The organism is Nonomuraea sp. NPDC047529, from assembly GCF_040642995.1.
GTDB lineage: Bacteria > Actinomycetota > Actinomycetes > Streptosporangiales > Streptosporangiaceae > Nonomuraea.
In genome coordinates this window covers 448,168-474,893 of sequence record NZ_JBEYTJ010000001.1, presented here as the reverse complement: position 1 = coordinate 474,893, position 26,726 = coordinate 448,168, and the positions used below count along the sequence as shown (strand labels likewise).

General features: G+C 70.4%; 28 protein-coding genes and 1 tRNA gene. 13 read left to right on the top strand and 16 right to left on the bottom strand.

Annotation, left to right across the window (positions count from 1 at the left end):
• Positions 1-41: 41 nt before the first annotated feature.
• Both ABZ815_RS02455 and ABZ815_RS02450 read left to right on the top strand, forming a co-directional pair.
• Complete coding sequence (locus tag ABZ815_RS02455) at positions 42-1,910, top strand: PAS domain-containing sensor histidine kinase (protein ID WP_357693114.1); 1,869 nt, start codon at positions 42-44, stop codon at positions 1,908-1,910.
• 151 nt (positions 1,911-2,061) lie between these two features.
• On the top strand, positions 2,062-2,487 hold the full coding sequence (locus ABZ815_RS02450; protein WP_357693112.1) for an ATP-binding protein: 426 nt from the start codon (positions 2,062-2,064) through the stop codon (positions 2,485-2,487).
• On the opposite strand, the gene ABZ815_RS02445 is transcribed toward ABZ815_RS02450, so the two are convergent.
• The 3 genes from ABZ815_RS02445 to ABZ815_RS02435 form a co-directional block, all read right to left on the bottom strand.
• Positions 2,484-3,125, bottom strand: coding sequence for a YidC/Oxa1 family membrane protein insertase (locus ABZ815_RS02445; protein ID WP_357693110.1), 642 nt, complete (start codon positions 3,123-3,125; stop codon positions 2,484-2,486). The genes ABZ815_RS02450 and ABZ815_RS02445 overlap by 4 nt on opposite strands.
• A gap of 72 nt (positions 3,126-3,197) precedes the next feature.
• Positions 3,198-3,398, bottom strand: a complete 201-nt coding sequence (locus ABZ815_RS02440) for a DUF6412 domain-containing protein (protein WP_357693109.1) — start codon at positions 3,396-3,398, stop codon at positions 3,198-3,200.
• Complete coding sequence (locus ABZ815_RS02435) at positions 3,395-3,568, bottom strand: hypothetical protein (RefSeq protein ID WP_357693107.1); 174 nt, start codon at positions 3,566-3,568, stop codon at positions 3,395-3,397. Before ABZ815_RS02435 ends, ABZ815_RS02440 begins: the two co-directional genes overlap by 4 nt.
• Positions 3,569-3,662: 94 nt before the next feature.
• Here ABZ815_RS02435 and ABZ815_RS02430 point away from each other — a divergent pair, with 94 nt between their 5' ends.
• On the top strand, positions 3,663-4,361 hold the full coding sequence (locus ABZ815_RS02430; protein WP_357693105.1) for a response regulator transcription factor: 699 nt from the start codon (positions 3,663-3,665) through the stop codon (positions 4,359-4,361).
• Positions 4,362-4,411: 50 nt separating this feature from the next.
• On the top strand, positions 4,412-5,509 hold the full coding sequence (locus ABZ815_RS02425) for an ATP-binding protein (RefSeq protein ID WP_357693103.1): 1,098 nt from the start codon (positions 4,412-4,414) through the stop codon (positions 5,507-5,509).
• An 81-nt stretch (positions 5,510-5,590) separates the two neighbouring features.
• On the opposite strand, the gene ABZ815_RS02420 is transcribed toward ABZ815_RS02425, so the two are convergent.
• Positions 5,591-6,004, bottom strand: a complete 414-nt coding sequence (locus tag ABZ815_RS02420; RefSeq protein ID WP_357693101.1) for a hypothetical protein — start codon at positions 6,002-6,004, stop codon at positions 5,591-5,593.
• Positions 6,005-6,176: 172 nt separating this feature from the next.
• Between ABZ815_RS02420 and ABZ815_RS02415 the strand changes: the two genes are divergently transcribed.
• From ABZ815_RS02415 to mptB, 3 genes are all read left to right on the top strand, one after another.
• Positions 6,177-6,524, top strand: coding sequence for an STAS domain-containing protein (locus ABZ815_RS02415; protein ID WP_357693099.1), 348 nt, complete (start codon positions 6,177-6,179; stop codon positions 6,522-6,524).
• Positions 6,521-7,252 (top strand): glycosyltransferase, encoded by a 732-nt coding sequence (locus ABZ815_RS02410; RefSeq protein ID WP_357693097.1) that lies wholly within the window; start codon positions 6,521-6,523, stop codon positions 7,250-7,252. The genes ABZ815_RS02415 and ABZ815_RS02410 overlap by 4 nt, the downstream gene beginning before the upstream one ends.
• A 122-nt stretch (positions 7,253-7,374) precedes the next feature.
• A complete protein-coding gene (mptB, locus tag ABZ815_RS02405; protein ID WP_357693095.1) occupies positions 7,375-8,997 on the top strand; it encodes a polyprenol phosphomannose-dependent alpha 1,6 mannosyltransferase MptB in 1,623 nt (540 codons plus the stop codon).
• On the opposite strand, the gene ABZ815_RS02400 is transcribed toward mptB, so the two are convergent.
• On the bottom strand, positions 8,882-11,212 hold the full coding sequence (locus ABZ815_RS02400) for a hypothetical protein (protein ID WP_357693093.1): 2,331 nt from the start codon (positions 11,210-11,212) through the stop codon (positions 8,882-8,884). The two genes, mptB and ABZ815_RS02400, sit on opposite strands and share 116 nt — an antisense overlap.
• 255 nt (positions 11,213-11,467) lie before the next feature.
• Between ABZ815_RS02400 and ABZ815_RS02395 the strand changes: the two genes are divergently transcribed.
• The 4 genes from ABZ815_RS02395 (at position 11,468) to serS (ending at position 15,458) form a co-directional block, all read left to right on the top strand.
• On the top strand, positions 11,468-12,658 hold the full coding sequence (locus ABZ815_RS02395) for a glycosyltransferase 87 family protein (protein ID WP_357693091.1): 1,191 nt from the start codon (positions 11,468-11,470) through the stop codon (positions 12,656-12,658).
• Between the two features lie 22 nt (positions 12,659-12,680).
• Entirely contained in the window at positions 12,681-13,103 is a 423-nt protein-coding gene (locus ABZ815_RS02390; RefSeq protein ID WP_357693089.1) for a DUF4446 family protein, read from the top strand.
• Positions 13,104-13,176: 73 nt separating this feature from the next.
• Positions 13,177-14,097 (top strand): prephenate dehydratase, encoded by a 921-nt coding sequence (gene pheA / locus ABZ815_RS02385; RefSeq protein ID WP_357693087.1) that lies wholly within the window; start codon positions 13,177-13,179, stop codon positions 14,095-14,097.
• Between the two features lie 98 nt (positions 14,098-14,195).
• A complete protein-coding gene (serS, locus tag ABZ815_RS02380) occupies positions 14,196-15,458 on the top strand; it encodes a serine--tRNA ligase (protein WP_357693085.1) in 1,263 nt (420 codons plus the stop codon).
• On the opposite strand, the gene ABZ815_RS02375 is transcribed toward serS, so the two are convergent.
• Together ABZ815_RS02375 and ABZ815_RS02370 are read right to left on the bottom strand one after the other, a co-directional pair.
• Entirely contained in the window at positions 15,422-16,789 is a 1,368-nt protein-coding gene (locus tag ABZ815_RS02375; RefSeq protein WP_357693083.1) for a hypothetical protein, read from the bottom strand. The genes serS and ABZ815_RS02375 overlap by 37 nt on opposite strands.
• A 384-nt stretch (positions 16,790-17,173) precedes the next feature.
• The gene (locus ABZ815_RS02370; RefSeq protein ID WP_080043977.1) at positions 17,174-17,377 is read right to left on the bottom strand and encodes a cold-shock protein; all 204 of its coding nucleotides are present in this window, start codon (positions 17,375-17,377) and stop codon (positions 17,174-17,176) included.
• A 250-nt stretch (positions 17,378-17,627) separates the two neighbouring features.
• On the opposite strand from ABZ815_RS02370, the gene ABZ815_RS02365 reads away from it, so the two are divergent.
• On the top strand, positions 17,628-18,407 hold the full coding sequence (locus ABZ815_RS02365; RefSeq protein WP_357693080.1) for an HAD family hydrolase: 780 nt from the start codon (positions 17,628-17,630) through the stop codon (positions 18,405-18,407).
• Here the strand turns inward: ABZ815_RS02365 and ABZ815_RS02360 are convergent.
• Both ABZ815_RS02360 and ABZ815_RS02355 read right to left on the bottom strand, forming a co-directional pair.
• Positions 18,398-18,913 (bottom strand): bacterial proteasome activator family protein, encoded by a 516-nt coding sequence (locus ABZ815_RS02360; protein WP_357693078.1) that lies wholly within the window; start codon positions 18,911-18,913, stop codon positions 18,398-18,400. The two genes, ABZ815_RS02365 and ABZ815_RS02360, sit on opposite strands and share 10 nt — an antisense overlap.
• Positions 18,914-18,918: 5 nt before the next feature.
• Complete coding sequence (locus ABZ815_RS02355; protein ID WP_357693076.1) at positions 18,919-19,875, bottom strand: NAD(P)H-quinone oxidoreductase; 957 nt, start codon at positions 19,873-19,875, stop codon at positions 18,919-18,921.
• Between the two features lie 114 nt (positions 19,876-19,989).
• Between ABZ815_RS02355 and ABZ815_RS02350 the strand changes: the two genes are divergently transcribed.
• Positions 19,990-21,930, top strand: coding sequence for an AAA family ATPase (locus ABZ815_RS02350; protein ID WP_357693074.1), 1,941 nt, complete (start codon positions 19,990-19,992; stop codon positions 21,928-21,930).
• A 1-nt stretch (position 21,931) separates the two neighbouring features.
• Here the strand turns inward: ABZ815_RS02350 and ABZ815_RS02345 are convergent.
• The 7 genes from ABZ815_RS02345 to ABZ815_RS02315 form a co-directional block, all read right to left on the bottom strand.
• Positions 21,932-22,018 (bottom strand) — tRNA-Ser (locus ABZ815_RS02345).
• A 131-nt stretch (positions 22,019-22,149) separates the two neighbouring features.
• Entirely contained in the window at positions 22,150-22,998 is an 849-nt protein-coding gene (locus tag ABZ815_RS02340) for an NUDIX domain-containing protein (RefSeq protein WP_357693072.1), read from the bottom strand.
• Between the two features lie 11 nt (positions 22,999-23,009).
• Positions 23,010-23,741: a M15 family metallopeptidase gene (locus ABZ815_RS02335; RefSeq protein WP_357693070.1), complete on the bottom strand. Its 732-nt coding sequence runs from the start codon at positions 23,739-23,741 to the stop codon at positions 23,010-23,012.
• 29 nt (positions 23,742-23,770) lie between these two features.
• Positions 23,771-24,256 carry a universal stress protein gene (locus tag ABZ815_RS02330; protein WP_357693068.1) on the bottom strand — a complete coding sequence of 162 codons (486 nt, stop codon included), beginning with the start codon at positions 24,254-24,256 and terminating at the stop codon, positions 23,771-23,773.
• A gap of 13 nt (positions 24,257-24,269) precedes the next feature.
• Positions 24,270-24,506, bottom strand: coding sequence for a hypothetical protein (locus ABZ815_RS02325; protein ID WP_357693066.1), 237 nt, complete (start codon positions 24,504-24,506; stop codon positions 24,270-24,272).
• Positions 24,503-24,928, bottom strand: a complete 426-nt coding sequence (locus ABZ815_RS02320) for a hypothetical protein (RefSeq protein WP_357693064.1) — start codon at positions 24,926-24,928, stop codon at positions 24,503-24,505. Before ABZ815_RS02320 ends, ABZ815_RS02325 begins: the two co-directional genes overlap by 4 nt.
• The gene (locus tag ABZ815_RS02315; protein ID WP_357693062.1) at positions 24,925-26,724 is read right to left on the bottom strand and encodes an MDR family MFS transporter; all 1,800 of its coding nucleotides are present in this window, start codon (positions 26,722-26,724) and stop codon (positions 24,925-24,927) included. Before ABZ815_RS02315 ends, ABZ815_RS02320 begins: the two co-directional genes overlap by 4 nt.
• Between the last annotated feature and the right edge of the window lie 2 nt (positions 26,725-26,726).

Below are 26,726 nucleotides of genomic sequence, written 5' to 3'. Positions count from 1 at the left end.
ATCGCCCGTCAGACCCACCACGCCACGTGCACTATGGAGGTGTGGGGGACACATGGGTCGGCAGTGACGAGGAGATCGCTCGCGCTGTGCTCGCCGGTTCCCCCAACGCCGTGGTGGCGCTCGACCGCGACCAGAGCGTGCTGGTCTGGAACGCGGCGGCCGAGCAGCTGTTCGGCTGGACGGCCGCCGAGATGCTGGGGCGCCGGGCGCCGATCGTCCCCGACGAACTGACCGCCGAGCACAACGCGGTGCTGGAGCGCGTACGGACCGGGGGGCAGGTGTCGTTGCGCACCAAGCGCGTCCACAAGGACGGCGGCGCGCTCGACCTGCGGGTGGACATCAACGCCCTGCGCCTGGGCAACTCCGTGGTCGGCTACGTCTGCGTCCACCATCCCGCCCGGGCCGACGAGGTGGCCGGGCTGCGCATGGAACGCCGGGCCAGGCTGGTGCGCCGGCTCACCGACGTGGTCGGCGACATCAACTCCGAGCTGGAGCTGCCGGCCGTGCTCGACCGGATCTCGGCCAGCCTGACCGAGCTGACGGGCGCGGACGCTGGCGGCTTCGTGCTGATCGAGGGGGAGCGGCTGCGGCTGGTCAGCACGTACCGGCTGCCGGAGACGCTCAGGGGCACCACCACCGGCCTGCGGACGAGCCTGGTGGACAAGCTCTTACGCACGGGCAAGACCGTGATGCTGGAGTCTCACGGGCTCGACGACCTGGTGTGGGCCAGGCTCAACGGGCTGCACACGATCGCGCTCGGCCTGGCCGCGGTCGGCGGACGCCCCTACGGCGCCCTCTACGCGCTGTTCGCCGGGGCCGTCCCCGGGCACCTGGAGCTGGAGCTCCTCGAACTGCTGGCCGGGCACGCCGGCATCGCGGTCGGCAACGCGGTGGCCTACCAGGAGGCGGTACGGCAGCGGGCGCACGAGCGGGCCGTGTTCGACGCCAGCGCCGACGGCATCGCCGTGCTGGACGACGCCGGCCGGGTCGTGCGCTGGAACCCCGCCGCGGCCGAGCTGACCGCCTTCCCTGCCGACGTCGTGATCGGCGGGCCGCCGCCGTTCCCGCTGCCCAGCCCCGGGGAGAAGCTGACGTTCCAGATGGAGAACGGCCGGTGGCTGGACGTGGTGAGCGCGAAGATCGAGGAGACCGGCGAGGTCGTCATCGACTTCCGCGACGTCACCCAGGCCAAGGAGCTGGAGGAGGCCAAGGACCTCTTCCTGGCCACGACCAGCCACGAGCTGCGTACGCCGATCACGATCGTGCGGGGGTTCGCCAGCACGCTCGACGCGCGCTGGGACAAGATGAGCGACTCCGAACGGCGCTCGGCCGTGCACACGATCGCCGAGCGGGCCGGCTCGCTGGGTCAGCTCATGGACCATCTCCTGCTGGGGGCCAGGGCGGGCGCGGACGAGCTGGCGGTGCGGATCGAGGCGTTCGACCTCGCCGCCCGCATCCACGCGGCCACGCTCGGCCTTCCCGTGTTGTCCGACCGCCACCGCGTCGAGGTCCGCATTCCGGACGGATTGCCCCCGGTGCTGGGCGACGCCCTGGCAACCGACATCGTTTTGGGGCAATTGCTGGAGAACGCGTTTAAATATTCCCCTATGGGTGGATTGATCTGTGTTGAAGCTTGGTCCGAGGGCGACGACGTGGTCGTAGTGGTGGATGACGAGGGGGTCGGAATCTCACCGCCTGACCGCGAACGGATCTTTGAGCGCTTCGTCCAGGTGGACAGCGGGGACCGGAGGCGCTTTGGTGGAGTGGGGCTCGGGCTCTATATCGTGCGCGGTCTGGCCCGGGCGCAGGGGGGAGAAGTGAGTGCTCAACCGAGGTCCGGAGGGGGTACGAGGATGCGGTTGGTGCTGAGGCGCGCTTCCACTATCCGATCCGACACACCGATGCGGTAACGAGGTGGTCACAGTTGAGCTGATCTATCGTCCAATGTGTACAAGCTGTGATCGAGATGCGGTTTCTGCGATTGGCTAACGGGGCATTTCGGTCGTACCGGGGAGTGTTCCCGCGGGGGGCACAGGGAACGGGGAGGTGGGTGTGTCAAGCGTGGTGCTGCTGCCGTACGCGCCGTCCAGCGTCGCCGTCGCCCGCCAGCGTCTGAGCACTGACCTGCAGGATTGTGGGGTCTACACCGCCGCGATCGACGATGCCGTGCTGGTGGTGAGCGAGTTGCTGAGCAACGCGCTGCGGCACGCGCATCCGCTGCCTTCAGGCATGGTGAGGGTCGCCTGGATGCGTAGCGACGATCACATCGAGGTGGCGGTGAGCGACGGGGGTGCGGCGACAGAGCCGCGGGCGGGCCGCCCGACCCTGTCTTCGCTCGGGGGCCGGGGGCTGGGAATCGTCGAATACGTGGCTGAGAGCTGGGGGGTTCGTCACGACGGGGACACGACGACCGTGTGGGCCATCCTGCCCGCACCCAACGGCGCGTCGGTGAACGGGCAGGTCGCGGCCCTGAAGGAGGCCGGTTAGGCGGCCCTGGCCGCTAGCACGGCCCGTTCGGTGACGGCCCATGCCGTGGAGACCACGAGGTACAGGCCGCCCGCCAGGGGGAGCACGAGCGCGGCCAGCGCCGAGCCGTACGGAAGCAGCGGCATGACCTTCCGCAGCAGCTCCGGCTGGTCCTCCGAGACCTTGATCGAGCGTGCCGACAGCCATGCCAGCAGCACGAGCCCCGCGATCACGACGACGAAGACCGAAACCGGCCAACTGATCAGACCGAAATTGGCCACCACACCCGCGATCTGCTGCCCCAGCGGAGCTCCGAACAGCGTGTGCCCGGCCAGCGCGGTCGGATGCGTGGCCACCCTGAACATCAGCCACATGAACGGCAATTGCGCCAGCATCGGCAAGATCCCCGCGAACGGCGACGTGCCTTCCCGGGCGTACAGCGCGGTCAGCTCCTTGGACAACCGCTCGGGATCGCGTCCGTGACGCTTCTGCAGCTTTCGCAGCTCCGGCGCGAGCCGCTGCTTGACCCGGTTGGTACGCGCCTGGCGGACGTTGAGCGGCAGCAGGACCAGGCGTACGGCGAGGGTGAACAGCACGATGGCGAGCGCGGCGTTACCCCCGGACACGCCGATGACGAACGTGACAAGTGAATCGATCATGAGCCCTTCAGACATGACGACGGATCAGGGCTCACAGGTGATGAGCCCCGCTTGACCGGAAGCGGGGCTCGGCTAAGGCGCTCGTGGACGCGGGCGTCCGGCCGCGTCGGGATCGCGCAGCCGCTGGAAGGCCGTGCGGCGCGCGTAGGACAGCGGGAAGCCGGAGTGCTCACCGCCGAGTGCGGGCAGCAACGTGGCTGCCCACGTGGCCAGCAGGAGGATCGCCATCATGGTGATCCCCACCAGCCACGGATCGAACAGGAACGACGTCACTGTGACGAACGGGACTTACCGACGATGGTGACCGCGATGAAGACGATCAGTGCGACCACACCGACGATCAGGACGAGCTTGAACAGACCTGCCAGCAGGGGCAGAACGAAGGTGAACAGCACGAAGAGACCGAGGATGGCCCCTAAAACGAGCATGACGACTCTACTCATGAGGCCACCGTACGTCCTCCGAGGATGATCCGCGAGGCTTACGAACCTGTGACGTACATGTCCCCTACGTGGGGCTCAGCCGTACGGTGAGACGGTGAACACCCGCATTCTGGTGGTCGACGACGATCCGACCGTGTCCGAGGTCGTGGCGCGCTATCTGGAGCGCGACGGGCACGAGGTCGAGTGCGTGGACGACGGGGCCGAGGCGTTGCGCAGGGCGCTGGCCGATCCGCCCGACCTCATGGTGCTCGACCTGATGCTGCCCAGGATCGACGGCCTCCAGGTGTGCAGGAAGCTCAGGGAGCGGTGGCCGGTCCCGGTGATCATGCTGACCGCGCTCGGCGAGGAGATCGACCGGGTGGTCGGCCTGGAGACCGGGGCCGACGACTACGTGACGAAGCCGTTCAGCCCGCGGGAGCTGGCGTTGCGCGTCCAGTCGGTGCTGCGCCGGGCGCGGGGGGCGTCCGTCACGGCCGGGACCGGCGTGCTGCGCGACGGCGATCTCGTCGTCGACGTCGGGGCCCACGAGGTGCTGCTGGGCGGCCATCGGGTGCTGCTGACGGCCAGGGAGTTCGACCTGCTGGCCTACCTCATGCGCAACCCGCGGCAGGCGTTCAGCAGGTCGGCGCTGCTCGACCAGGTGTGGGGCTGGTCGTTCGGCGACTCCTCGACCGTGACCGTGCACGTGCGGCGGTTACGGGAGAAGATCGAGGCGGACCCGACGCAGCCGCGGCGGATCGTCACGGTCTGGGGCGTCGGATACCGGTACGAGCCACTGGAGATCGCGCGGTGACACCCGCCGAGCCGTGTCTGCTTGAGACGTGCCCGGAGGTCGTGGTGTCCGTGAGCGAGCTGCCCATGGTGGTGGCCGTCTCGGCGGTGCTGGGGCTGCTGGTCGCGGCCGCCGGCGTGTGGGCGATGGGACGGCTGCGGACCAGGTCGATCGGGGTGATGCTGGCCGTCGTCGTGGTGGTCGCCGTGGCGGCGACGCTGGCGGGCGTGGTCGCGATCACCATGAAGATGATCATCGAGGGCGCGGTCAAGGACTTCGTGCTCAGCGTGGTGGCGGTTGGCGGCCTGGTGGGGCTCGGGGTGGCGTTCGTGCTGGCCAGGCGGGTGGTGGGCGAGAGCAGGCGGCTGGTGGCGGCCGTGCGGGAGGTGCCGTTCAGGGCGCCGCAGGGGTTGCCGGCCGAGCTCCAGGAGATCGCCGGCACCCTTGAGGAGGCGTACGCGCGGGAACGCGCCCTGGAGGGCGCGCGCCGGGAGCTGGTCGCCTGGGTGAGCCACGACCTGCGCACGCCGCTCGCCGGCCTGCGGGCCATGGCCGAGGCCCTGGAGGACGGGGTGGTGGCCGACCCCGCGACGGTCACGCGCTACCACGCCCAGATGAAGCTGGAGGTCGAACGGCTCTCGGCCATGGTGGACGACCTGTTCGAGCTGTCGCGGATCCACGCGGGCGCGTTGCGGCTCTCGCGGGCCAGGATCGGGCTCGCCGACCTCGTGGCCGACACGCTGGCCGGGGTCGAGCCGCTGGCCAGGGCCAAGGGGGTGGTGCTCACGGCGGAGGCGGCGGGGGCCGTGCCCGTGGAGGTCGACGCGGCCGCACTGGGCCGGGCCCTGCGGAACCTGGTCGTCAACGCCGTCCGGCACACGCCCTCTGACCGGGCCGTGGTGCTGCGGGCCGCGGTGGACGGGCAGGGGATGGCCTGTCTGTCGGTGGCCGACGGTTGCGGGGGGATTCCCGAGGAGGATCTGCCTCGGGTGTTCGAGGTGGCGTTCCGGGGGGAGGCCGCGCGTACGCCCACCGCCGACGGCGGCGCCGGGCTCGGGCTGGCGATCGCCCAGGGGATCGTCGAGGCGCACGATGGGATGATCGGGGTGGTCAACGAAGGACCGGGGTGCCGGTTCGAGATCCGCCTGCCCCTGGTGCCCGGAAGTTGACGTTCCCGCACGGTGTCCTGCCTCGATCTTCCGCTTGTGGCTCCGCTCCTCGATCGTGGGCTGCCCCGTCTGGCTGCGGGGTCAGGCGGGTTCGGGGAGCGCCGTGTCGCGATGGCCGAACGACTCTGACATCGCCCGGAATGTCGGGCAGGGCCAGCGCCACATGCAGCTCCGGCACCGCAGGATCGGGTTGGCGGTGTCGCTCGTGATGCCACCCGCGTCGCGCGGCTGGTGCAGGTCGAGCAGCCGCAGCCCGAGCTCGGCGAACCTGAGCAGGTCGGCGCGTGAGCCGGCCAGGAAGTCGAGGTCTTCGCTCGCCAGCCTGGTGCGGATCGGGACGTAGCCCTCGTGGTTCAGCAGCCCGCGCAGGCGCGCCGCTTCGTCATGCCATGACGTGGCCTTTTCTGTGCGGATGAGGATGGTCTCCAGACGCTCCCGGAGCCCCTGACGCTGTGGATCTTCAGGTTTCTCTGCATTCATCGATACGAGGCCCATGGGGCGGGCCCCAGCCCCTCCTTCTCCGTGAAGCGTTGCCGGTTCCGGTGTCACGCTGTCAAGCTTCGCGTACTCTCCGTTTTGATGGAGCCCAAACGGAGGACAAAAACCTGTCGTTCCCCTCTCGGCGTGACAACGTGACCGGAAGCCTCCGCGCCGCTAGCCTGCCCATGTGGAGCTCAAGGTCTCGACTCGATCACATGCCGGGTGCGCACTCGTTGCCATCACCGGAGAAATCGACCTCTATACGGCGCCTCACCTGCAGGCCGAGTTCACTCGGCTGCTGCAGGACGGGCCCAGCCGGGTGGTCATCGACATGTCCGCCGTGGATTTCTGCGACTCCACGGGGATGAACGTGCTGCTCTCGGCGCTCAAGCGCATGAAAGAGCGGGGAGGCGTGCTGGAGGTGGCCGCGCCGCGTCCGGCCGTCCGCAAGATCCTGCAGGTCACGGGGCTCGTCTCGGTGTTCACCGTGCATGACGAGCTGCCGCAGGAGTTCCTCATCACCGAGGGATCATGACGCAGGCTGACACGGCTGTCGTCATTCCCGCGGTGAACGAGGGCGACCGCATCGCGGCCACCGTCGCCGCCGCGGCCGGCCTGCTCGGTGTCGATCTCGTCGTGGTCGTCGACGACGGCTCGACGGACCGCACCGGCAAGGTGGCGCGGGCGGCGGGGGCGCGGGTGGTCCGCCACAGCCGCAACCGGGGAAAGGCCGCGGCCATGGAGACGGGTGCGGAGGCCGTACGCCTCCTCGACGAGGACCGTACCCCTCGCCACCTGCTCTTCCTCGACGCCGACCTGGGTGACACGGCGCGCGCCGCGGCGCCGCTGGTGGAGCCCGTGCGCGAGGGCAAGGCCGACATGACGATCGCGGTGTTCGGCACGCGGGTGAAGCTCGGCGGCCACGGCTTAGTCGTGCGCGTGTCCAGAGACGGCATCCGTCGCGCCACCGGCTTCGAGGCCGCCCAGCCGCTCAACGGCCAGCGCTGCCTGACCAGGGCCGCCTTCGAGGCCGCGCGGCCGCTGGCGCACGGGTTCGGTGTGGAGACGGCGCTGACGATCGACCTGTTGCGCAAGGGGTTCAGGGTCGTCGAGGTCGAGGTGGAGATGTCCCACCGGGCCACCGGCAACGACTGGCGCGCCCAGTTGCACCGGGCCCGGCAGCTGCGGGATGTGGCGCTGGCTCTGGCGAGTCGCGAGCCGGTGGTCGTGGAAAACCTTGGCAAACTTCTTCCGAAGCGCTGATTTCGGGCTCCGGGTTATCCACAGGCGTGGATGATCTGGGGCTGGGGTCGTCATGAGTGTGCTGGAATTTGCGGGTGACTTCGGAGAGACGCCGCAAACAGGCACAAGCGCGACCCTTCTGGGTGGCATCGCTGCGTCTCCCGTGGTCCGGCGGCTCGACGAGCATGTCCGGCCTCCTCGCCGACGGCGACGGGCGCCGGTTCTCGCCGGCCCCGATGGCCTGGATGTCCGGCGCGGGTGAGTGGGCCGCCGCGCCTCGGCGGGATCGGCCGGTCGGCGCGGTCCGGGAGCGGCTGGCGTTCCCCGGGCTGATGATGATCGCGGTCTCGGTGCTGCTGACGATCACGATCGGGCTGCTCGGGCCCTCTCCCATGGTTCCCGCGCTAGGCGGGTCGGGGTGGCAGCCGCCGTACTCGCTGGCGGCCGGGCCTGATCCGTATGTGGTGATCGTGCTGGCCGCTGCGGCCGTGGTCATCGGCGGGCTCGGGTTGCTGGCGGCGCTGGCGGCCGGTCCGCGTCCTGTGCCGAGCCCCCGGCTCCTGGTGCTTCTCGGGTGTCTCGCCGCGGGGGTGCTCGCGTTCCTGCCTCCTTCGGGTTCCGGCGACCATCTCAACTACGCCGCATATGGCCGGATGGTCACGTTGGGGGTGAACCCCTACACGCACGGCGCCGACGACCTGCCGGGTGATCCGATCGCCGACGCCGTCGAGCGTCCCTGGCGCGAGGAGCCCAGCGTCTACGGGCCCGTCGCCACCGCTCTCCAGGCGCTGGCGAGCTGGATCGGCGGCGACTCGCTCCGGCTGACCATCTTCGTGCTGGCGGTGTTCAACGTCGCGGCCTTCGTCGTCACGGCGCTGCTGATCGACCGGTTCACCAGGCACGACCCCGTCCGCCGGACGCGTGCCGCCTTGTTGTGGGCGGTCAATCCGCTGCTGCTCTACCACCTGGTCGCGGGCATGCACGCCGACACCCTCGCGATCGCCTGCATGGTGGCCGCGTTGCTGGCCAGGGCGCATCCGGTGAGGTCGGGGGTGCTGCTCGGGCTCGGGGTGGCGACGAAGCTCAACGCGGGGCTGGTGGCGCTGGGGCCCGCGTGGGAGCTGCGCCGCCGTCCGGGGCGGCTGGCCGTCATGGCGGTGAGCGCGCTGGCCGTGGTGGTCGTCGGCTACGCGATCGTCGGGCCCGAGGCGATCGCGCCGGTGACGACGACCAGCAAGGCGATCTCGCACGCCTCGTTCTGGAAGCTGGTGCAGGGGTGGCTCTGGGCCCTGGTCGCCCCCGGGAGCGCGTACCGGGGGGAGATCCAGGTCGGCGCGCTGGTGGTGCTCGCCCTCGTCGCCTGGCCGTTGCTCCGGCTGGCGTCCCGGCGGGCCTCGGCCGGTCAGGGCGCGGGGGCTGCCGGGGGGTTGCAGGCGCCCGTCGTGGCGGCGGCGCTGGTCGTGGCCTACCTGTTCGCCACGCCGTACATCCTGCCCTGGTACGACGGGCTGGCGTTCGGGATGCTGGCCCTGGTGGGCGCCTCGGCCGTCGACCGGTTCATGGTCGCCCACCTGCTGGTCCTGTCCCTGGCCTACCTGCCCGCCCGGGTGGACGGGCAGCCGCCGGGCGTCGAATGGCTCAGCGGCGTCCTCAGGCCTCAGATCGCGTGGGCGCTGCTGGCGTTGACCGTCCTGCTGGTGGTGTGGGCGTGGCGAGCTGGAGGGCCCGTACGCAGGCCGCGAGCGTCAGCGGCACCGCCACCGTGAGCGCCATGGCCGGGATGGCGATGCCCGAGTCGTTCATGAGGAAGCCCAGGAAGGCGCAGGTGAGCGTCCCGAGCAGGCCGGCCCTGAGCGGCGGAGCCAGCGCGTACGCCTGACCGAGCGCCGAGGCGCCCCACCGCGACGGACGGGCCAGCACCAGGAACAGGAACGCCAGCGCGACCAGCGAGAGAAGGGTCAGCGGCCAGTTGCCCACGGTCACGCCGATCATGGCCCCGAACTTGCGTCCGACGACGGTCCACGCCTGGCCGTCGATGATCTGCTGCACGAAGGCGCCGAGGTGGGTCCGCCTGTCCGCGGGGCGCATCCAGTCGACGAACGAGATGGCGGCGATCAGCGCGACCGCGACCGCTCCGACCAGGAGCAGTTTCAGCACCGACACGCGCCTGCCGGACAGCAGGATGAGAAAGACCGCCACCCCGATCACGAACGCCGGAACGCCGCCGAAGTCCGCACCCCACGAGGGTGAGCCGTCCGCGAAGACGGCGAACGCGCCGTACAGGCCGCACAGCGCCACCACGATCGTCCGGGAGACGCCCCTGCCGAGCAGCCAATGGGCCACGCCGGCCAGGCCGAGGATCGTGCCGGTGGCGTAGACGGCGAAGGCGATGTTGCTGAAGCCGTAGAACCGTCCTCCGGTGACGGGTTCGTAGCCGGTTACGGCGTTCACCTGGAGTGCTGAGCCGGTCATCACGTCGATGAGGAGGGCGAGCGAGGTGACGGCGGCGACCACGGTGAGCGGGCCGAGCACGTGCGTACGCCAGGGGCCGGCGAAGGCGAGGGCGGTGATCAGCGCGGCGATGGCCAGGATCGTCACGATCACCGAGACCATCGGCATCGGCAGGCTCCACCACGGCACGAGCTGGGCCAGGAAGGTGGAGACGGCGACGGCGCCGCTGACGGTCGCCACCACCTGGATGGCCGCCAGCAGCTTCGAGGCGTCGGCCGGCTCGCCGTCCGCTTGGGGGGCCGGGTGGTCCTTCGCCGTGGCGGCGTCCGCCGGGGGCGCGTGGCCGTCGGTGGACGGCGTGCTCTTCCCGGCGCGGGTGGAGCGGCGGCGGCGGAGCGCCAGGGCGGCGAGGGCGTAGAAGATCAGCTGGACGGTGACCAGGACGGTGAAGAAGGGCCCGCGTACGTCGCGGAGCACCTGGCTGGCCAGGTCGCCGTCGGCGAGCCGCGTCACCGTGGCGGTGGCCGGGGCGGGGCCGTTGCCGTCGGGCTGCCAGGCGCGGCCGACCACGTCGCGGGGGGCGGTCAGGCCCAGGAGCTGGATGGCGGTGGCGGTGAGGTCGGTGATGGTGACCAGGGCGTCCTGACGGGTGGAGGAGGCCGTGAGGTAGCCCTGCGGGTACGGCTGCCCGGTCGGGGACGGTCCCGTGGCGATGGCCGCGTGGAGGTGGGCGTTGGGGCTGACGTCGGAGGTCCCGGCGAGCAGGAGGGTGGTGTTCGGGGGCAGCTTGCCGATCAGGGCGGCGATCTGCTGGTCCGCCCGGGTCGCGGCGGCTTGGCGTTCGGCGGCCGGGAGGGAGCCCGGGACGCCGGCCTCGTCGGGCACGCCCTTGGTCCAGGCGGTGGCGAGGTCGGCGGCTTCGAAGACGATCAGGTTGTAGGGGGTCAGGTCGTTCAGGCCGTCGAGGGTGGGGGCGTATTTAGTGATTTTTCCGGCTTTGTCGGCGGCGGCGAGGGCGGCGCCGGGGCCGATCGCCGCCACCTTGCCCCCGCCGTCGGCCACCAGCTGGCCCAGCGTGCCCAACTGGGCCGCGTAGCCGGTGTCGGACTGGAAGGCCACCAGGTCCCGCCAGTTGGGGACGGTGGCGCCTTCGCCGGCGGGCTGGGGGGACGCCGGGGAGGGACAGCCTCGGCCGGGGGCGCCGGCGCGCTGGCCCGCGGAGATGGTCAGCCAGCCGGCGATGGGACAGGTGATGCCGCGGTCCGGGGGCGGGACGGCGCGGGTGGACAGCGATGCCGAGCTGCCCTGGGTGACGAGCTTCCACAGGGTGGGGGTGCCCGACTGGCTGAAGTCGCTCCACTGCAGGCCGGGAACCCCGACCAGCGCCACCCGCCGACCCTCCGGACCGGCTGGGACGTGCATGCCGCCTGCGGCCGTCGCGGTGGCCGGGCCGTCCAAGCTGCCTGAGGTCGTTGCCGCGGCGGCCGGGCCGGGGAGGAGGACGGTTGCGAGCAGGAGGCCGAGGATCACGGTGACGAGCGGGCGGCCTGCGCGAGGTCCCACCGCCCTGAGCCGCTGCCGGAGGGCGGGGACATCCGAAGTCGGACGGAGGCGCGGCAGGAAGCCGGGGGCGGGGGCGTCCGAGGTCGGGGCGAGGGGTGGCAGAGGGTGGGGCGTGGGGCGTACGCGGGGCTCTTGGTGCTCGGCCCCGAGCGTGGCGTAAGGCATGTACGGAACCCCCAGTGTCTGCGCCCTCGATGAACAGCCACGGTAACGTGCCACATCGTGACAAGAGGCGAGGTGCGGGTGATCCGGCGGCAGTGGTGGGCGTGGGTCGTCGTGGCGCTCGTCGTCGCGGCGGCGGCGGCGCCCCTGGTGCACACGTGGCTGACCAACCCGGACGACCAGCGGCTCGTCGACCTCGACGTCTACCGTACCGGCGGCCAGATGCTGCTCGACGGCCGTCCGGTGTACGACTTCTTCACGCCCGCGCCCCAGCTGCTGCCCTTCACCTATCCGCCCGTCGCGGCGATGCTCGCCGTGGCGCTGGCCGAGATGTCCTGGGGCACCGCCCAATGGGTGTGGACGGCCGGGATCTTCGTGGCGCTGGCCGTCACCGTCTGGTTCGCCTTCCGGCAGGCTCTGCGGGCCTACGTGCCGTGGGTGTTCGCGCTGCTCATGGTGGCCTGCACGTACCTGATGCCGATCCGCGACCAGGTGCGGTTCGGTCAGGTGGACATCCTGCTGGTCGCCCTGTGCCTGGTGGACTGCGTGGCGCGGCGGCCCTGGCTGCCCCGGGGGTTCCTGGTCGGGCTGGCCACGGCCGTCAAGCTGACGCCGGGCGTCTTCCTGATCTACTTCCTGGTCACCAAGCAGTGGCGGCCGTTCTTCATGGCGGCGTTCGTGGCGGCGGTGCTGACGTTGCTGCCGTTCGTGGTGATCCCGCAGGACGCGTCCGCCTTCTGGTTCTCGGCGCTGCTCGATCCGGAGCGGCTGGGGGCGAACACGGCCACCACGAACCAGTCGATCCGGGGCATGCTGCTGCGGCTGTACATGCCGGATTCGCTGACGTTCGTGATCTGGGCCGTGATCGTGGCGGCCGTGGCCTGGTACGGGTTCCGGGCGGCGCGGGCGGCGTACCAGGCGAAGGACGAGCTGACGGCGGTCGCGCTCACGTCGCTGATGGCGGTGCTGCTCTCGCCCGTCGCCTGGATCCACCATCTGGCCTGGGTGGTCGTGGTGCTCGGGGCGATCGTCGGCGACGGGCGCGATCCGGTCAGGCTGCGGGTGGCCGCCGGCGTCTGGCTGTTCTACGTGGTTCCCGTGCCGTGGTGGGGGGTCTCGCTGATCGCCGCCAAGGTCCCGGGGGTGAGCCTGGTGCTCGGGAAGATCGTCCAGGACGGGTTCGGGCTCGGGGCGCTGGTCCTGGTCTGGTTGCTGGCGTCCTGGTTGCCCAAACGGCGGCAATTGGCTTGACCGAAGTATTACCCTCTGTGGCGTGCTCATTACCGCGTGGGTAGTCGTGGGTCTCGTGGCCGGGGTGAGTGGCGTGTTCATCGGCTACATGGGGCTCAGGCAGGCGAGGTCCGCCGTCGACGACTGCCTGCGCAGGGTGGCCAGGCAGACGAGCGAGGGCGCCGGCGATCTCAAGGCCATCAGAGACGTGGCCGTGTGCCGCTACGACGCGCTCGCCGAGATGAGCGGCAGGCTCTCATTCTCGGTGGCCATGATCAACGGGCTGGGCGACGGCATCGTCCTGACCTCGATCAACGGCACCAGCGAGACGCGCACGTACGTGCGGCCGGTGGTGGGCGGCAAGGGGCAGCAGCCGCTGTCGCCGGAGGAGGAGCAGGCGGTCCGGGCGGCCCGGCTGGGGCTGGGGCCGCTGGTCCCGCCGCGGATGCTCAAGAGCTCACACTGAGTGTCCGGACGGGTGCCGTACGCGGTCGGCGAAAGGGCGGCGTGCTGCGGCCACCTGCGGATACTCTGGATGCATGCCCAGACTCGCCTATCTCGGACCGGAAGGGACCTTCACCGAAGAGGCCCTGAGGCTCCTCGACCCCGCCGCCGAGCGCCTGCCGTGCGCCACGGTCAGCGCGGCGCTCAACGCCGCCCGTTCCGGTGACGCCGACGGCGCCGTCGTGCCGCTGGAGAACTCGATCGAGGGCGCGATCACCACGACACTCGACGAGTTCGCCTGGGGCGAGCCGCTGACGATCACGGCCGAGCTGCTGCTCCCGGTCCAGTTCTCGCTGCTGGCCAGGCCCGACACCGAGATCGTGCACATCAAGCGGGTCTACACGCACCCCGCGGCCATCACGCAGTGCCGCGCCTACATCGCCCGCGAGCTGCCCGACGCCGTGGTGGTCGCCGCGCCCTCGACGGCGGCCGCGGCCCAGGAGGTCTCGCTGCCCGGCTCGCCGTACGACGCGGCCATCGCCGCGCGCATCGCCGGCGAGCACTACGGGCTGGTCCCGCTGGCCGGCGACATCGGCGACCGGTCCGACACGGTGACCAGGTTCGTCAAGGTGAGCCGTCCGGGGCCGCTGCCCGAGGCGACCGGGTCCGACCGCACCACGCTGGTGGTCTTCCTCGCCGACGACCACCCGGGCGCGCTGCTGGAGATGCTGACCGAGTTCTCCGTGCGCGGGGTCAACCTGACCCGCATCGAGTCGCGGCCGACGGGCGACGGCATCGGGCGCTACTTCTTCCACTTCGACTTCGAGGGGCACATCGCCGACGCGCGGGTGGGCGAGGCCGTCTCCGGCCTTCACCGGATCTGCGGCGAGGTGCGCTTCCTCGGCAGCTACCCCCGCGCCGACGGGGTCGCGCCGCAGATCAAGAGGGGCACGGCCGACACCGAGTTCGCCGGGGCCGCCGACTGGCTGGCCCGCGTCCGGTCCGGGCAGGTCTGACCCGCCTGGGGGTGCGTTCAGGCGGGCCGTCCGGCTTCCGAGCGGCGTGCCGGGGAATCCGGGGGCGGGTCGGGGGCGCGCGCCGGTAGCCTTTCCTTGTGATTGACCTGCGTACCCTTCGTGAGGATCCCGACCGGCTACGGGCGTCGCAGCGTGCCCGCGGTGAGGACGACTCCGTCGTCGCAACGCTGCTCGACCTCGATGAGCGTCACCGATCCGCGCTGACCTCGTTCGAGTCGATGCGCGCTGAGCAAAAGAGCATGGGCAAGTCGGTCTCCAAGGCGCAGGGCGAGGAGAAGGCCGCGCTGCTCCAGCGGGCCAAGGACCTCGCGAGCCAGGTCAAGGCCGCCGAGGCCGAGGCGGAGAAGCTGGCCGCCGAGCTCGACGAGCTCATGCAGACGGTGCCCAACATCGTCGAGGAGGGCGCCCCTCCCGGTGGCGAGGACGACTATGTCGTCCTGGAGACGTCCGGCACGCCGCGCGAGTTCGACTTCGAGCCGAAGGACCACCTGGAGCTGGGCGAGGCGCTCGGCGCGATCGACATGGAGCGCGGCGCCAAGGTGTCCGGCTCGCGGTTCTTCTTCCTCAAGGGCGTCGGCGCCCGGCTCCAGCTCGGCCTGCTCAACATGGCGATGCAGCAGGCGATCGAGGCCGGGTTCACGCCGATGATCACGCCGGTGCTGGTCAAGCCGGAGACCATGCAGGGCACCGGCTTCCACGTCGCCCACGACAAGGAGATCTACCGCCTGCCCGAGGACGACCTCTACCTGGTCGGCACCTCCGAGGTGGCGCTGGCCGGCTACCACGCCAACGAGATCGTGAGCGGCGACGAGCTGCCGCTGCGCTACGCCGGCTGGTCGTCGTGCTTCCGGCGCGAGGCCGGCTCGTACGGCAAGGACACCCGGGGCATCATCAGGGTCCACCAGTTCGACAAGGTGGAGATGTTCTCCTACGTCCGTCCCGAGGACGCGCACGAGGAGCACCAGCGGCTGCTGGCCTGGGAGAAGGAGATGCTCGCCAAGATCGAGGTCCCCTACCGGATCATCGACACGGCGGCGGGCGATCTCGGCATGTCGGCGGCGCGCAAGTTCGACTGCGAGGCCTGGATCCCGACCCAGGGCCGCTACCGCGAGCTGACCTCGACCTCCAACTGCACCGAGTTCCAGTCCCGCAGGCTCGCCGTCCGTTATCGGGACAAGGACGGCAAGCCTCAGCATCTGGCCACGCTCAACGGCACGCTGGCCACCACCCGGTGGATCGTGGCGATCCTGGAGAACCACCAGCAGGCCGACGGCTCGGTGGTGGTTCCCAAGGCACTGCGTCCCTACGTGGGGCTCGACGTGCTGGAGCCGTCCAAGTAGGGGTGGCGGCGGGCGTCGATCGCGATGACGGCGGCGCCCGCCACCACGACCAGGCAGGTCAGCACGGCCGCCAGCGCGGCGGCGGTGCCATGGGTCTCGGGCGTGCCGATCGCCCAGCCGCGGAAGGGCAGGTAGACGGCCGCGTAGACCAGCGGCGCGGCCACCAAGCCGACCGTCGCGCTCACCGCCCGCGGCTTTCCGTCCCAGGCGAACATGACGCATGCCACCCCGGTCGCCAGCGCCACCGACCAGCCGAACAAGCCGGTGAGGTTGACGAGCAGCACCTTGTGGGTCTCGCTGTCCAGCGCGGCGTACATGGCCAGCGCGCCGATCACCCCTGATCCCGCGAACCAGCCCTGGCGCCTGCGCATCCCGGCGCCGACGCCGCCGAGCAGCATGCACACGGCCAGGAAGAGCGCGATGTTCCGTTCGGGCGTGAGGTCCACCTCGTCGGCCTGCACGGCGTCGGCGCTGTAGGACCAGCCGAGGCGGCGCCAGGCGCCCGACACGTCCCGGACCAGGATGCCGTCCACGCCGTTGGCGACGACCACGACGTGCCCTCCCGGCCTCGCCTGCACCGCCAGGTCGTAGGACCTGAGCGAGCTCTCGTCCACGTCGTACTGCCTGGCCAGCCGGTCCTGGGCGCCGGGGGACGGTGGCCAGGAGGGCTGCCAGGTCCGGCCGCCGTCGTCGGACTGGTCCACGCCCAGGCGGTCCTGGCGGACGCGGTAGCAGCGGGTCACGTGGCCGGGGACGCACTGGGCGCTGATCGACGTCCGCGTCGAGGCCGGGGCCGTGCCGTCGGTCCAGGTGGTCCCGCCGTCGTCGGAGAGGCGGGAGTCATGTACGGCGGCGGTCGTCCGTACGACGATCTTGCCCGAAGCGGTCACGTCCACGGACACGGCCTCAAGCGGCGAGACGGGCGCGGCCGTGGCGGTCACGGCCAGGACGGCCAGGGGCACGGTGGCCATGATCCGCCGGCGCGGGGAGTCCGTGGTGGCGCTGCGCCGCCGTACCCACCAGGCCAGGGCGAGGGCGGGCAGGGCGATCAGGTCCGTGGGGTCGGCCAGGACGCGCGAGGGCCCGGCGACGAGGCTCCAGGCTTGGGAGGCGAGCTCGGCGCCCGTCCCGGTGGTCTTCACGAACGTGAACAGCAGGCCGGTCAGGACGGTGGCCGCCAGGTCGGCGCGGCGTCCGAGGAGCAGTGCCGCCAGGGCGGGGGCGACCACGAGTCCGGCCAGGTCACTGAGCTTGCCGGTGAGGAAGCCCGGCCAGAGCGGTTTGAGAAGGTGGTCGTTGACCAAGAGCACGATGACCCCGGTGATGGTCACGGGGTGACATAACCACGCGTACCTCATATACGGGTGGATGGCGGAGAGTGGCGGGAAGTTGAGCTTTCCGCAAGGCCGTGACTGACTTGTGAGGCTTCCCGGTCACGGCAGGAGTTTTCCACAGGATGACGCGCACCTGTGGATGAACAATGCCTGTGTGGCGAACCGGCCCTGTGAGGGCTTCAGGTGGCCCTTACGCGCGAGCACATGTCTGGACAATGCAGGAGACCGGATGACACCCGTCAGGGCCACCACGGCGTTGTGAGGCTCGTTCCGAAGGCATGGATGCGGTTGTCCGGAAGCTCGGTCGGGGTGAGAAGCAAAAAGACCGGAGTCCGCTGGAATGCGGACCCCGGTCTTACTTGTCGAACTACGAACTACAGGTCAGAGGGCACGGACCTGGGAGGCCTGCGGCCCCTTCTGTCCCTGCGTGATCTCGAACTCGACCCGCTGGCCGTCTTCAAGGCTGCGGTAGCCGTTGCCGACGATCTCGGAGAAGTGCACGAACACGTCCGGCGCACCGCCGTCCGGGGCGATGAAGCCGAAGCCCTTCTCGGCGTTGAACCACTTGACGGTTCCCTGAGCCATAAAAGCTCTCCCTCAGGATGTGAATCTATGGGATCCACACCTCGTGGATCCCGGTGTGTCGTACAGCAAGCACCCGGGGTGGCTCAGACAAAGTCATGCTGGTTTTCACTACGGGATCAGCTAATACAACGCCATCACATCTAACACCATTCTGGCGCGTTGGTGTTCCCGTCCCTACGAAGATTTCTGTCAGGCGGCATCACCGGGCAAACTGGAACCTGTTATGCGAAGCCTTGCACCGCCGCGCCTAGTGGCCACCGACCTCGACGGCACCGCTCTGCGCGCCGACGGAACCGTGTCTCCCCGGACGGCTGCGGCCTTCGCGAAAGTCGAGGAATCCGGGGCCGCGCTGGTCTTCGTGACCGGCCGGCCGCCGAGGTGGATGAGCGGGGTCGCGGGCGCCGTAAGGCACCGTGGCCTGGCCATATGCGCGAACGGTGCACTGATCTACGATCTCCATACCGAACGGATAGTGGAATCTCACCTGATCGAAGCCGACGTACTCGGGGAAGTCGTCGCTCAGCTACGAGCGAACGTGTCCGATCTCGCATTTTCGGTCGAGTATGAAGGTGGTTTTGCGCATGAGTCAGATTTCAGGCTCGGCGGGCTGGATCGCAAGGGGGTCGGAGTTGTCCGGATTGACCGGGACGCGCTGACTGCCCGGCCATGCGCCAAGCTGCTCGCCCTTCATCCCGACATGGGCGCCGACGAGCTGCACGCGGCCGTGCACGACCTGGTCGGGCACCTGGTGACCGCGACCCATTCCAGCTCCGGCGGCCTGGTCGAGATGAGCGCCCAGGGCGTGACAAAGGCCACGGCGCTGGCCGCGCTGGCCGGGCGGCACGAGATCAAGCCGGCCCAGGTGATCGCATTCGGCGACATGCCGAACGACCTGCCCATGCTGAGCTGGGCAGGCACGTCGTACGCCGTCGCGAACGCCCACCCCGACGTGCTGGCGGCGGTCGATCACGTGACCGCGTCCAACGACGAGGACGGCGTCGCTCAGGTGCTGGAGCGGCTCTACAGGTAGGGGCCGGAACCGCTCGGCGGCCGGTGGCCCTCGTCACCCTGCGGTACACCGGGCAGCGCCCGACGCATCTGCTCCAACTGCGCCCTGGCCGCCATCTGCTGGGCGAAAAGGGTGGTCTGGATACCGTGGAACAAACCCTCCAGCCAGCCCACGAGCTGGGCATGCGCGATACGCAGCTCGGCCTCGCTGGGCGGCGTGCCGTTGTCGTCGGTGAACGGGAGCGACAACCGTTCCAGCTCGTCGACCAGCTCCGGCGCCAAACCGTCCTCAAGCTCCTTGATGGAGGACTCGTGGATCTCCTTCAAGCGCTTGCGGCTGGCCTCGTCGAGCGGGGCCGCGCGCACCTCCTCCAGCAGCTGCCTGATCATGCTGCCGATGCGCATCACCTTGGCGGGCTGCTCGACCAGGTTGGTGACCGAGCGCTCCTCTTCACCGCTGTCGCCCTGACCTTGGAAGTCGGGCCCCACCACCACGATGTGAGGGGTGTTGTTGTCCTCAGCATTCATAACACTCACCGTACTAGCAGGATCTTGCCGACGTGCTCTCCCGAATCCAACATTCGGTGTGCATCGGCCGCCTCCGCCATGGGCACCCTCGCGTACACGATCGGACGTACGGCACCCGCCTCGACCAGCGGCCAAACGTTGTCCACGACGCTGCGCACGATGACGCCCTTCTCGTCCACCGGACGGGCGCGCAGCGTGGTGCCGTGGACGGCGGCCCGCTTGGTCAGCAGCGCGCCGAGGTCGAGCTCGGCCTTCCCGCCGCCCTGGAGGCCGATGACCACCAGCCGGCCGCCGGTGCGCAGCGCCCGTACGTTGGCCGCCAGGTATTTGGCGCCCATGATGTCGAGGATGACGTCGGCCTCCACCCGGTCGGCGAAGTCCTCCTCGCGGTAGTTGACGACCTCGTCCGCGCCCAGCTTCCTGACCTGCTCGGCCTTCGCCTCGGACCCGACCGTGGCCGCCACCCGCGAGCCGAGCGCCTTGGCGAGCTGCACCGCGAACGTGCCGATGCCGCTGGCGCCGCCGTGCACCAGCAGGGTCTCGCCGCGGCGCAGCCGGCCGACCATGAAGACGTTCGACCACACCGTGCACGCCGCCTCGGGCAGCCCCGCCGCCTCCTCCAGCGGCACGCCTTGCGGCGCGGGCATGACCTGCTGCCAGGGCACCGCCACGCGCTCGGCGTAACCGCCGCCGGCGAGCAGCGCGCACACCTCGTCCCCGGCCTTGAACTGCTCGACGTCCGCCCCCACGGCGGCCACCACGCCCGACACCTCCAGCCCCGGGTACGGGGGTGCGCCGGCAGGCGGGTCGTAGAAGCCGTGCCGCTGGTGGACGTCCGCGCGGTTCACCGCCGAGGCGGCCACGTCGATGAGCACGTCGCCGCGCCCGACGGACGGATCGGGCACCTCACGCCACTCCAGGACCTCGGGTCCACCCGGTTCGGTGATCTCAATGGCTCGCATGCGATCCACGGTAGCCGGGCAAAGAAGTTGTGGGTTGCCGAGCTGCGCGGGAACGCGTGGCGTTAACCTGCAAAGTATTTGCTGCCCCTTTAGACCCACCCGAGGGGGAACACGGTGGCAAGACACGATCGAGAAGAATCTCTCGAGGAACAGCTGGCCTGGCTGGACGCGATCAAGGAGACGGAGGAGACGCCGGTCTCCGTCGGAGCCTCGTCCGCGTCGGTGGACGAGCCGGTCGCTTCGCCGTACCCCAAGGACCCGTGGCTGCTCGTACCGGCCCATGACACGCCGACGCCGCCGCTGTTCCGCGCCGCCGTCGACTCCGTGTACGGCCACGCGGCGGCCGAGGAGCTGCCCGAGGAGGAGAGCGAGGCCGGGGAGTGGCTGGACCGGGCCGGCACGCAGGAGGGCGGCACGGAGCAGGAGAGCGCCGCGGGCGAGCCCGCCGCGCCGCCGGTGAGCCTGGGCCGGTCCGAGGACCCCTTCCTGGCGCCGCTCAAGCCGCTGCCGCGGCCTGACGACACCGACAGCTACCCGTTGTCGTTCACGTCCCCCGAGCAGGCGGAGAGCGGGGAGAAGGCCGAGGAGCAGGACGAGGAGCCGGGCTGGCCGTCCCCCGCCGACTGGTCGCGGCCCGCCGAGCAGTCGAGCGAGACGCAGCCGATGATCACCGAGCTGCCCCAGGTGTTCGACGTGCCCGCCCGCACAGAGCCGCCCAGGGCCTTCGACGAGCAGCCGAAGACGTTCGAGCAGCCGAAGACGTTCGAGCAGCCCAGGGGGTTCGAGGAGCCCAAGCCCGTCGAGGAACCCGAACCGGTCGAGGAGCGCGTACAGAGAGAGCCGGTCGAGGAGGCCCCGGCCGACGAGCGGCCCCGCTGGGACGAGCGGCCGCAGTGGTCCGACACCTCCTTCCGCGAGGGCCGCCCCCAGCCGCCCGAGATCACGCACGGCGAGCCCGCCCCCGCCCCCCAGGAGGCCCCACGGGACGAGCGCCCGCAGTGGAGCGACCGCCAGGAGTGGCGGCCGGCCGAGCGGGAGATCCCGCCGCCGCACGAGCGCCGGCGACGTCCGGCGCCCATCCCCGTGTTCACCGCGCCGCAGCGGCCGCCGCTCACCGGCAGGCCGACCGCCGACAGCCTCGACCCCGAGTCGCTGCTGCGCGGCAGGCGCAACGCGCCCTCCAAGGGCTGGCGGCGGCTGGTCTACAAGGCGTCCGGCGGCTGGATCAAGCCGGGCGAGGCGCCGGAGGTGCGCCGTCGCCGCGAGCTGGTGACCAGGGCACGCACCCCTGTGACCACCGGCCACCACCGGGTCGCCGTGCTGAGCCTGAAGGGCGGCGTGGGCAAGACCACGACCACGGTCGGCCTCGGCGCGACGCTCGCGCAGATGCGCGGCGACCGCGTGATCGCCGTCGACGCCAACCCCGACCGGGGCACGCTGTCCGACAAGCTGGTGCTGGAGACCTCCGCCACCGTGCGCGACCTGCTCAACGAGCGCGACCAGGTCAAGCGGTACGTGGACATCAGGGCGTTCACCTCGCAGGCGCCCTCACGGCTGGAGGTGCTGGCCTCCGACCGCGACCCGTCGGTGTCGGAGGCGTTCAGCGGCTCCGACTACCAGGCCGTCTCCCAGGTGCTGGAGAACTTCTACTCCATCTGCATCACCGACTGCGGCACCGGCCTGCTCCACTCCGCCATGGGCGGCGTGCTCGGGCTCGCCGACCAGATCGTGCTGGTCAGCAGCCCTTCCGTGGACGGCGCCAGGGCCGCCTCGGCCACCCTCGACTGGCTGGAGGCCCACCACTACGCCGACCTGGTGAAGAACGCGACCGTGGTGCTGTGCAGCGTCCGGCCGCGGTCGAAGTCGGCGGTGGACATCAGAAAGTTGGAGGCCCATTTCGCCGCCAGGTGCCGCGCGGTGATCATGGTGCCGTACGACCCGCACCTGGAGGAGGGCGCGGAGATCGACCTCGACCGGCTCCAGGAGGCGACCAGGGAGGCCTACCTGCAGCTCGCCGCCAGCGTGGGCGACGGGTTCGCGGGGATGCGCGAGTGAGCGGAGGGTGTGGGATTCGAACCCACGAGGCCATCGCTGACCTGGCCGCTTTCAAGGCGGCTGCACTCGTCCACTATGCGAACCCTCCTGTGCGCACACCACGATAGCGGCTGTGGTGGCAGGGGAGTACGTTCAGGAGGCGGCGGATCCGGAGGCCCAGGTCGAGGCGCTCGCTCCGACCGGTCTGCGAGCGGCCGCCTCCGACGGCGTGTTCGCGGTCTAGCCTCGGCCGAGCTGTGACAGCAGCCAGCGGGGGCCCTCGGTCTCGGCTCCGAGCTCGGCCACCCGCTCCTTGAGCCGGCGGTCGGCCGTGACGACGAGCACCCGCTCCCACGGCTTCACCTGGCCCACGATGTCCACGATCGCGTCGTCGCCGCTGCCCGTGGCCGCGACCACCTGAAGCCCCGGGATCTCGGGGGTGCTCCTGGCCGCGCCCTCCACCACCGCGACCACCCGCGGGAACCACTGCGACAACACCGGATGGGTGAGCCTGAGCTCGGCCACCTCGGTGAGCAGGCGCGTGGTGGCGCCCAGCCGGTCCTTCCACCAGCCGTGCTCGGCGCGCGCGCCGATGATGTTGGCGACGTCGAGCACGATCGTCTCGGGGCGGATGGCGGCCTGGACACGGTCCCACGTGGCGGCGAAGCCGGGGTGCAGCTTGCGGCCGGCCAGTTCGGGCAGCGGCAGCCAGCGCAGGTCGGTGCTCTCGCTGTTGGCGGGCCTGGCCGGGACCAGCTCGGCGGACTCGGCGATCACCGTCTCGAAGGTCCAGCCTCCGTGGTCGTCGAGGTAGACGCCCTGCACGCGGAACCCGTCGCCGCCGAGGGCGGCCTCCTCGTGGGCCTCGCGCAGCGCGCTGGTGACGGCGTCCTCGTGGCTGTCGCGGGCGCCGCCGGGCAGGCCCCAGGTGCCGCCGTGGTGGCTCCACAGCGAGCGTTCCTGCATGAGCACGTGGGGCACGCCGAGCAGGTCATGATGGACGAGGAGCAGGCCCGATGCTCCGTGGATGCCCCAATGCCTGTGTCCGAGCCCGCATTCGGCCCAGCCGTCGCCGTCCTTAGCCGCCATGAGGGATTGTCTCAGCCTCCGCCCTTACTGAAATGTTGCAGGTCCTTGGCACCCGCCCAGTAGCCGCCCCACTCCCAGCCGACGTCGGCGAAGGCCCTTACGACCTTGTCTCCAGGGTTTACCACACCTTTACCCTTCAGTGGGCGCTCGGTGTACCTCTTGGCATTTTGGTGTGCGGTGCCACCGCTTGCAGTGACATATGGGTTCTCGCGGGGATTGATGTCAATGGCTTGGCCGTACGCATGGTTCGACCAATTGCTGGAGCCGGTCGCGCGACGGCAGTTGAATGCCGAGGTGTTGTCCGCCTCGATGGAGGCGAAGTCGTCGCCTTTGTAGACGTCGACCAGCTTCATCTGCCTGATGGGCCAGCGCCAGTCGTACAGCTTGCGGAAGACGGTCTCGATGTCGTCGGTGACCGTTTTGCGGACGACCAGCTCGCCCGTGTGCGGTTTGTCGTCGAAGCCCCAGAACGACATGGTGACGAGCCGGAGGTCCTGGTAGGAGACCGGGCACCCGGGCCGCCACGAGTACGGCAGCCGTTCGCGCGCCACCTTCGTGACCTTCGACGTGAACGGCGGCGGAGCCGTCGGGCTCGGCTCGCTCGTCGGTGAGGTCGTGGGCGAGATCGTCCCGGATGCCGGCGCGGAAGGCGTGGGCGTGGCGCCGGACGAGGCGACGGGCTCCTGCCCTGCGCACGAAACGGACGTGAGCACCACGAACGCCATGGCGGCTGTACGTTTCATCTGGCCACCATATGCGACGTCATGCCAGGTCAGGGGACTATCAGCACGGTACGGCGAGCCCGTTTCGCCAGGCCGACGGCCACCGAGCCGCCCAGGGCGTGCCAGGAGGAGCGCGACCTGCCGACCACGATGGCGTCGGCCCGGTAGGAGCTGGCCAGTGCCTCCAGCTCCCGGGCGGTGTCCCCGCGGACGCTGACGAACTGCCAGGGCACGCCCGCGCCTCTCAGCTCGTCCCGGAGGTCGTCGGTGAGGTCGGCCGCGGAGTCGGGGATGACCGGAGAGCCGGCGAAGAACCACATGGTGGTGCTGTTGATCGGCTCCACGAAGGCGACGAGCAGCGCGGCGGCGTCCCGACGGGCCAGCCCGGCCGCGTACGCGAGCGCGTTGCGGCTGGGGTCCGACCCGTCGAAGCCGACGACGAGCAGTCCGGCGCCGTCCTTGCCGATCTCGAACTGCCCCGCGGGGAGCCGGCCCTCCAGTGGCTCCCAGCCGGAGTCTGTGCTACCGCCGAACACGGCATGACTCGCGTCAGGCGTCCGCGTGCTTGCCGCGGCGGGCCAGCTCGCGCAGGGAGTCGGCGGCGTAGATCACCAGGGCGACGAACGACACGGCGGCGAGCCCGCCACCGACCCACAGGTCGTTGACCGTCGCGTTCGCGTACGAGGCGCCCCGGGGCTGGTAGCCGACCGCGAACGGCGCGGCGACCAGCCACAACCCGGTCAGGAACAGCAGGACGAGGGCGGCGATGCCCAGTTTGGTCTTCATCGGGACTCCTCCAGACCCACCAGGGTGGTCTTGCCGTTCTGACGGTGCTCACCGCCGCGGCTCGGGTTGTGCATGTCCTCGCGCAGCGCCTCCACGAGCGGGGCGAGCAGGCTGGCCAGCTCGGCGGAGGACGCCTGCGGCGCGACGGGCACGGGCTCGTGCTCGGGCTCCGGCTTCACGCGCTCCTTGACCGCCACCAGGCCGCGCACCACGAGCTCTTCGTGGATGGCCAGGACGAAGCCGACGACGCCCACGAGACCGAAGACGGTCACGCCGAGGCCCGAGAAGAACTCGGTCGTGGTGGGGTCGGCCCAGTCGGCGTTCTCGGGCTGCGTGCCGAGGGCGAAGGGGGCGATCATCAGCCACAGGCCGGCCATGACCGCCAGGGCCGCCGCTACGGCGCCCACGAACTTGCGAATCATTGAGAGACTCCTCCGGATACGAGGTCTTGCTGCGCCGGCCTGGCCTGCGCGATGAGGGCGCGCGAGGTGGGCCGAAGCACGTTCTGTGCGACCGTCCAGGCGCGTTCGCGCTCGGGGCGGCCGTCGGGCGGCGCCATCCTGGCGACCGCGGAGAGCAGCGCGGACGGCTGGCCGTTCGACCGCTCGACACGCTGGGCGATGAGCTCCAGGAGCAGCCCGGCCAGGACCAGGTCGTCCTTGCCGAGTGGCTTGGGGCCGGCCGGCATCGTCGTGCCGCGCAGCGGCAGCTCCTTCAGGAACAGCGCCGCGATGAACCCGAGCAGCGCGATCGGCACGCCGACCAGGAACACCGTCTCCAGAGCCCGGGTGAAGGACTCCAGGATGATGCCCTTCAGCGGCTCGGGCAGGTGCTGGATCGCGGCGGGGCTGCCCAGCTTCTGCCCGGTGCCGGGCAGGTGGAGGCGGGCCTTGGCCACGAGGTCGGCGAACTCGCTCGCCTGCCGGTTGGTCAGGATCGCGCCGAAGCCCGCGACGCCCATCGCGCCGCCGAGCGAGCGGAAGAACGAGACGCCGGCCGTGGTCGAGGCCATGTCGCGCAGCTCGGAGCCGTTCTGGGCGGCCAGGATGAGCATCTGCATGGACAGGCCGAGGCCGATGCCCAGCACGCCCACGTCGAGGCCGATGAGCCATTCGCTGGAGTCGACGTGCAGCCGGGAGAGCAGGAACAGGCCGACGGCCACGATCACGAGGCCCGCCACCGGGAAGATCTTCCACTTGCCGGTGTTCGTGACGATCTTGCCGGAGATCACGCCCGCCAGGAACAGCGCCACCACCATGGGCAGCGTCATCAGGCCCGAGTTCGTCGGGCTCAGGCCCTTGACGATCTGCAGGTACTGCGGCAGGTAGATCATCGCGCCGAACATGGCCATGCCGACGAACAGCGAGGCCGCGCTGGTGAGCACGAACGTGCGGTTCCTGAACAGCCGCGGGGGCAGGATCGGGTTGCGCGCCGTACGCTCGGCGAGCACCGCCAGGGCCAGCATGAGCACGGCGAACGCGCCCAGGAAGTAGGTCCAGAACGAGTTCCACTCGAACTCGGTGCCGCCCAGCGTCAGCAGCAGCATCAGCGAGGCCGCGCTGGCCGTGATGGTCGTGGCGCCCCAGATGTCGATCGAGGTGTTCCGCTTGACCTTGGGCAGCCGCAGCACCTTCTGCACCACCGCGAACGCGACGATGGCGAACGGCACCACGACGTAGAAGCACCAGCGCCAGCCGAGCCAGTCGGTGTCCACGATGAACCCGCCGAGCAGCGGTCCCGCGACGGTGGAGATCCCGAAGACGGCCCCCATGTAACCGGAGTACCGGCCGCGTTCACGCGGCGAGACGATGTCTCCCAGGATCACCTGCGCAAGGGCCGACAAACCACCCACACCCAGGCCCTGTACGGCACGTGCCGCGATGAGCTGTCCCATGTTCTGGGACAGACCGGCCACCAGTGAAGCCGCCACGAACAGACCGAGAGCGGTCTGGAAGAGCAGTTTCCGTCCGAACAGGTCGGACAGTTTGCCCCACAACGGTGTCGAGACCGTCATCGTCAGCATGGTGGCGCTGGCCACCCATGAGTACTGGTCCTGACCGCCGAGTTCCCCCACGATCGTCGGCAACGCGGTGCCCACCACGGAAGTGGAGATCATCGACGTCAGCATGGCGAGCATGAGCCCGGACATGACCTCGAGGATCTCGCGGTGGGTGTACTGCCTTCGGGCGGGGGGAGCGGCCTGTGCCTGGGCTACCAAGA

Excerpts from the sequence above, each read along its gene's own strand:
- ABZ815_RS02355 (WP_357693076.1), bottom strand. The coding sequence starts at position 19,875 with ATGCGAGCCATTGAGATCACCGAACCGGGTGGACCCGAGGTCCTGGAG.
- ABZ815_RS02340 (WP_357693072.1), bottom strand. The coding sequence starts at position 22,998 with ATGGCGGCTAAGGACGGCGACGGCTGGGCCGAATGCGGGCTCGGACAC.
- ABZ815_RS02325 (WP_357693066.1), bottom strand. The coding sequence starts at position 24,506 with ATGAAGACCAAACTGGGCATCGCCGCCCTCGTCCTGCTGTTCCTGACC.
- pheA (WP_357693087.1), top strand. The coding sequence starts at position 13,177 with ATGCCCAGACTCGCCTATCTCGGACCGGAAGGGACCTTCACCGAAGAG.
- ABZ815_RS02320 (WP_357693064.1), bottom strand. The coding sequence starts at position 24,928 with ATGATTCGCAAGTTCGTGGGCGCCGTAGCGGCGGCCCTGGCGGTCATG.
- ABZ815_RS02445 (WP_357693110.1), bottom strand. The coding sequence starts at position 3,125 with ATGATCGATTCACTTGTCACGTTCGTCATCGGCGTGTCCGGGGGTAAC.
- ABZ815_RS02410 (WP_357693097.1), top strand. The coding sequence starts at position 6,521 with ATGACGCAGGCTGACACGGCTGTCGTCATTCCCGCGGTGAACGAGGGC.
- ABZ815_RS02370 (WP_080043977.1), bottom strand. The coding sequence starts at position 17,377 with ATGGCTCAGGGAACCGTCAAGTGGTTCAACGCCGAGAAGGGCTTCGGC.
- ABZ815_RS02335 (WP_357693070.1), bottom strand. The coding sequence starts at position 23,741 with ATGAAACGTACAGCCGCCATGGCGTTCGTGGTGCTCACGTCCGTTTCG.
- ABZ815_RS02360 (WP_357693078.1), bottom strand. The coding sequence starts at position 18,913 with ATGAATGCTGAGGACAACAACACCCCTCACATCGTGGTGGTGGGGCCC.
- ABZ815_RS02420 (WP_357693101.1), bottom strand. The coding sequence starts at position 6,004 with ATGGGCCTCGTATCGATGAATGCAGAGAAACCTGAAGATCCACAGCGT.
- ABZ815_RS02435 (WP_357693107.1), bottom strand. The coding sequence starts at position 3,568 with ATGAGTAGAGTCGTCATGCTCGTTTTAGGGGCCATCCTCGGTCTCTTC.